Origin of the sequence: Rhodococcus sp. EPR-147, from assembly GCF_001647185.1 — a bacterium.
Taxonomy (GTDB): domain Bacteria; phylum Actinomycetota; class Actinomycetes; order Mycobacteriales; family Mycobacteriaceae; genus Rhodococcoides.
On the sequence record NZ_LVCU01000236.1, the window covers coordinates 1 to 4697 of the forward strand.

Genomic DNA, 4697 nt, shown 5'->3' on the forward strand with positions numbered 1-4697 from the left:
TCCTCGCGCACGACACGCTCGACCTGCCGCAGCACCCGCAGACCCAGCGGCAACCAGGAGTAGACGCCAGGCGCGATACGACGGACATAGCCGGCGCGGACCAACAGCTTGTGGCTGTCGACCTCGGCGTCGGCGGGGTCGTCGCGAAGGGTACGAAGGAACAACTGCGAAAGACGGGTGATCACGGGTTGTCAGACTAGTCGCTCACGCAGTGCCTGTGAGCAGGCGGCCGTACAGTGAGTAGCCTCGTGCCCGTGCTGATTCTGCTGCCTCCCTCCGAGACGAAGTCCGACGGCGGTTCCGGAGCACCTCTCGATCTGGACCGACTGTCGTTGCCCACGTTGACACCGCTCCGCCGAAAGCTCGCCGACGCGCTGGTGGAACTCGCCGGCGACGTCGATGCATCGATCGCGGCGCTCGGCCTCGGCCCCACCCAGAAGGACGAGATCGAACGCAACGCCCGAGTGTGGACCTCACCGACCACACCTGCGCTGCAGCGGTACACCGGCGTGCTCTACGACGCCCTCGATGCGGCGTCGTTCACTCGGGCCGGTCGCGCCCGAGCGGACGCGCGGCTGTGGATCGGCTCGGCCCTGTTCGGAGCCGTCCGTGCCTGCGACCCGATTCCGTACTACCGACTCTCCGGTGGATCGACCGTTCCGAATTTCGGCACCCTGCGCTCACACTGGAAGCCCGAACTCTCCGACGCCATCGACGCCGAGGACGAGGGGATCGTCGTCGACCTCCGATCCGGCACCTACCAGCAGCTCGGTCCCGTCCCCGGTGCGATCACCGCCACGGTGCTCACCGAGAAGCCCGACGGCACCCGTTCGGTGGTGAGCCACTTCAACAAGCACCACAAGGGCCTGCTGGCACGCGCGTTGACTCTGACCACAGCCGAGCCGAAGGACGTGAAAGCCGTTGCGCGCGTGGCGTCCAAGGCCGGACTGCGAGTCGAAGTGGCATCGAGCACCGAATTGATCGTGCTCACCGAATGAGCGAGATTCCTGGACTGCTCCGCCGCGGCGCCGACGCCTCGGTCGGCAAGACCAAGAGCCAACGCATCGCCGACGACGTCGCAGATCGACTGGTCTCGATGGACGCGACCGAACTCGGCTCTCGCGCGCTGACGAACATGATCGAGACGATGTACGAAAACGGTTGGCAACCCATGGATCTGGTGCACGTCGTGCGGCGTCAGCACACGGTGGCCGTGGCCGATCTCGCGGCCGCGGTACTGCTGCATCAAGCCGATCTCACCGACGCCGACTCTCGGGCCCCACAGGACTGGGTGGATCAGATGTCCACGGTCTGTGAGCAGTTCCCGAAGGTTGCGGCCCGGGTCGAGGCCACGCCCGATTTCCTGACCGCGTACCTGACATCGTCCGGTAAGACCGATTACATCGCGGCCAGCGATCAGTGGCTCGACGTACTCACCCTGCTCGGTCGATGGCAGACACTCCCCCGGTGGCCTCAGCTCGGCCCCAAGCCTTCCCAGTGGCCGCGCACTCGTCCCACGGTGACGGGTGTCGCCGGCTCCGACTCCCCGAACACCAAGATGCTGAGCAAGATTCGCGGCTTACTGGCCAAGGCCGATGCCACGGACTTCGAGGAGGAGGCCGAGACGCTCACGGCCAAGGCGCAGGAGTTGATGACGCGCTACTCCATCGACACCATGTTGCTCTCGCAGGGCCACATCGATATTCACGGCCGACGCGTTCATGTCGACGGCCCGCATGCCCCGGCCAAGGCGCAGCTGTTGCACGTCGTCGGAACCGCCAACCGCGTCAAGGCGATCTGGGACCCGGAGTTCGCCGTCGCAACTCTGGTCGGAGCGCCGGTGGACGTGGAGCAAACCGAGTTGCTGTTCACCTCTCTGCTCGTTCAGGCCACACGCGCCCTCGGGCATTCACCGCAGGCGAAGAAGCGCAAGAAGGCCGGATCGGCGGCGTTCGGCAAGGCATTCCTGTACGCGTACGCCGTCCGTATCGGAGACCGTCTGACCGACGCCGATGCGAACGCCCTCGAGGAGGCGAGTCACAAATCCGGTGATCTACTACCGATACTCGCCGCACAGACCGTCGCCGTCGAAGCCGAATTCGATCGACTGTTCCCGACGGCGAAGCCGATGCGCGGCCCACGCCTGGACGCCGAGGGATGGGATTCGGGCCAGGCTGCGGCGGATCGGGCCGATCTCTCGCGCTGAGGTATGTGAGTCGACCGCCCGTTCGCAAGGCAAAATGGTTCTGTGCCCGAAACTCTCGACGACATCATGACGCGAACGTCCGAACTCCTGACCGCCCGTGACATGGCCGCCCTGTCCACTCTGATGGGCGAGCTGTCGACGACCGATGCGGTGCGCATGCTCGAGCGTGTCGACTCGTCTCGACGCGCGGTGTTGTTTCGCCTTCTGCCCAAGGACGAGGCCGTGGCGGTCTTCGAACGCTTCGACGCCACCGTTCGCGGTGAGTTGTTCGAGAGTCTGCGCAGCGACGATGTGATCGCGCTGTTCGAGGATCTCGACCCGGACGACCGTGTCGAATTGCTCGACGAACTCCCCTCCAATGTCGCGCATCGACTGTTGGTGGGCCTGTCCCCCGACGAGCGCGCACTCACCGCGCCCATGCTGGGATACGACCGCGGGTCGGTCGGCCGCCGGATGAGCCCGGAGTTCGTTCGACTGCGGACTACAGCGACCGCCGCCGACGCACTCGTCGCCGTGCGGCGGACCGGCTCGGACGCCGAGTCGGTGTATCTGTTGCCGATCACCGACGATCACCGAACTCTGCTGGGGGTGGTGACCCTCGCCGATCTGGCGACGGCGGCACCGAGCACTCCGGTCGGGGATCTGTACTCGGATCATCCTGTGGTCGAGGCCGATTCGTCGGCGGAGGAGGCTGCACGGCTGTGCTTCGAGCACCGCAGTCCTGCGGTGGTGGTGGTCGATTCCGAGCAACGGCTGATCGGCATTCTCACACTCGAACAGTCCTCTCGAATCCTGGAGGAAGCCGAGGACGAGGACGCCGCTCGCGCGGGTGGCTCGGAGCCGCTGCGTCGGCCGTATCTGTCCACGCCGGTGCTGTCCATCGTTCGCTCGCGCGTGGTGTGGTTGCTGGTGTTGGCGCTGTCGGCCATCCTCACGGTGCAGGTTCTGGAGATCTTCGAGCACGCGCTCGCCGCAGTCGTCACTCTCGCGCTGTTCATTCCGCTGCTGACCGGGACCGGCGGCAACACCGGCTCGCAGGCCGCGACCACTGTCACGCGGGCACTTGCGCTGGGTGACGTGCGACCGCGGGACATCGCCTCGGTGCTGTTTCGCGAGGTTCGCGTCGGCGCGACGATGGGTGCGATGCTCGGCACCCTGGGCTTCGTCATCGCCGGACTCGTCTACGACTGGCACCTCGGGGTCGTCATCGGTACGACGCTGTTGTCGATCTGCACTCTCGCAGCCACGGTCGGCGGTGCGATGCCGCTGATCGCCAAGAAGATCGGGGTGGACCCGGCGGTCTTCTCGACGCCCTTCATCTCCACCTTCTGCGACGCGACGGGGTTGATCGTCTACTTCCTCATCGCCAAGGCCGTACTGGGCGTGTGATCGGCCCTGCTCGTCAGCCCTTCTGGGCGTCTTCCTGAGCGGCCTGTGCCTGCGCGACCTGCTCCGGGGTGAAGCGAATGAACACCGCAGCGATTCCCGCGACCACGGCGCAGACTGCGCAGCAGAAGAGCGCGAACATGTAGCCCGAGCTCAACGCGTCGAGTTGGCTGTCGTTCATCAACGTTGCCGGTCCGGAGATGCCACCGAGAGACAAGGTTCGAGAGGTCACCAGCGCACCGATCACGGCCAGCGCCAGCGGCCCGCCGAGGGTCTGGGCAACCAGGGCGATGGCGGTCAACGGGCCGATCTCGGCGGGGCTGACTCCAGCGATGGCGCACAGCGGGAGTGGCACGACCGTCAGGCCGACGCCGAATCCGATGCCGATGACGGGGAAGAACAGTCCGGGGAAGTACGACGAGTCGGCGTTCATCGTCGCGACCGACACCATCAGCCACCCGACCATGATGACGGCACCGCTCAGTATCAGCCACCGTGGGGCGATGCGCGTCACCAGCTGCGAGGCGAGGAATGCGGCGGCACCGAGTCCGAAGGCGAACGGCACGAACGCCAGGCCCGCATGCAACGGGCTGTATCCCAGGATGTCCTGGACGAACAGTGCCACGTAGGCGGCGAGGCAGAACATCACGCCACCGGCGAAGAAGATGGCCACGAACGTCGCCACCCGGTCTCGGCTGCCGAACAGCGAGAACGGCAGCAATGGGTTGTCGGCACGACGCGCGACCAGCAGGAACAGCCCGAGGAAGAGCAGACCGGCGATCAGCGAGACGATGACGATCGGATTGGTCCAGCCGAGTTCGGTGCCCTCGCTCAGAGCGAGCACCACTCCGGTGCAGCCCAGCGTCGCCAGAATCGCTCCCGGCACGTCGAGCGGTAGCTTCGCCCCCACCGTCTCCTGCAGCGACACGACTGCGAGCACCACGATGACGACACCGATCGGCACGTTGATCAGGAAGATCCACCGCCACGACACCTCGGTCAGCGCACCGCCGATGATCAGGCCTGCGATGGAGCCGACACCGGTCATGGCCGCGTAGATCGCGATGGCCTGGTTTCGTACCGGGCCCGGCGCGAAGGTGGTCGC

The 4697-nt window shown here is 66.1% G+C and carries 4 protein-coding genes and 1 pseudogene; 3 read left to right on the forward strand and 2 right to left on the reverse strand.

The window, feature by feature from the left end; all coding sequences use genetic code 11:
* Positions 1-185, reverse strand: a pseudogene (locus tag A2J02_RS11510) (proline--tRNA ligase); the annotation flags it as partial.
* Between the two features lie 69 nt (positions 186-254).
* Between A2J02_RS11510 and yaaA the strand changes: the two are divergent.
* Genes yaaA through mgtE form a run of 3 tightly spaced genes read left to right on the forward strand, consistent with a single transcriptional unit; the run spans position 255 to position 3595 of the window.
* Positions 255-998 (forward strand): peroxide stress protein YaaA, encoded by a 744-nt coding sequence (gene yaaA / locus A2J02_RS11515; protein ID WP_068050222.1) that lies wholly within the window; start codon positions 255-257, stop codon positions 996-998.
* Complete coding sequence (locus tag A2J02_RS11520; protein WP_068050218.1) at positions 995-2206, forward strand: DUF2786 domain-containing protein; 1212 nt, start codon at positions 995-997, stop codon at positions 2204-2206. The genes yaaA and A2J02_RS11520 overlap by 4 nt, the downstream gene beginning before the upstream one ends.
* A gap of 42 nt (positions 2207-2248) precedes the next feature.
* Positions 2249-3595 (forward strand): magnesium transporter, encoded by a 1347-nt coding sequence (gene mgtE / locus A2J02_RS11525; RefSeq protein ID WP_156516194.1) that lies wholly within the window; start codon positions 2249-2251, stop codon positions 3593-3595.
* A 13-nt stretch (positions 3596-3608) separates the two neighbouring features.
* Here mgtE and A2J02_RS11530 read toward each other — a convergent pair.
* On the reverse strand, positions 3609-4697 hold a 1089-nt coding region (locus A2J02_RS11530), incomplete at its 5' end, for an MFS transporter (protein ID WP_068050220.1).

Excerpts from the sequence above, each read along its gene's own strand:
- A2J02_RS11520 (WP_068050218.1), top strand. The coding sequence starts at position 995 with ATGAGCGAGATTCCTGGACTGCTCCGCCGCGGCGCCGACGCCTCGGTC.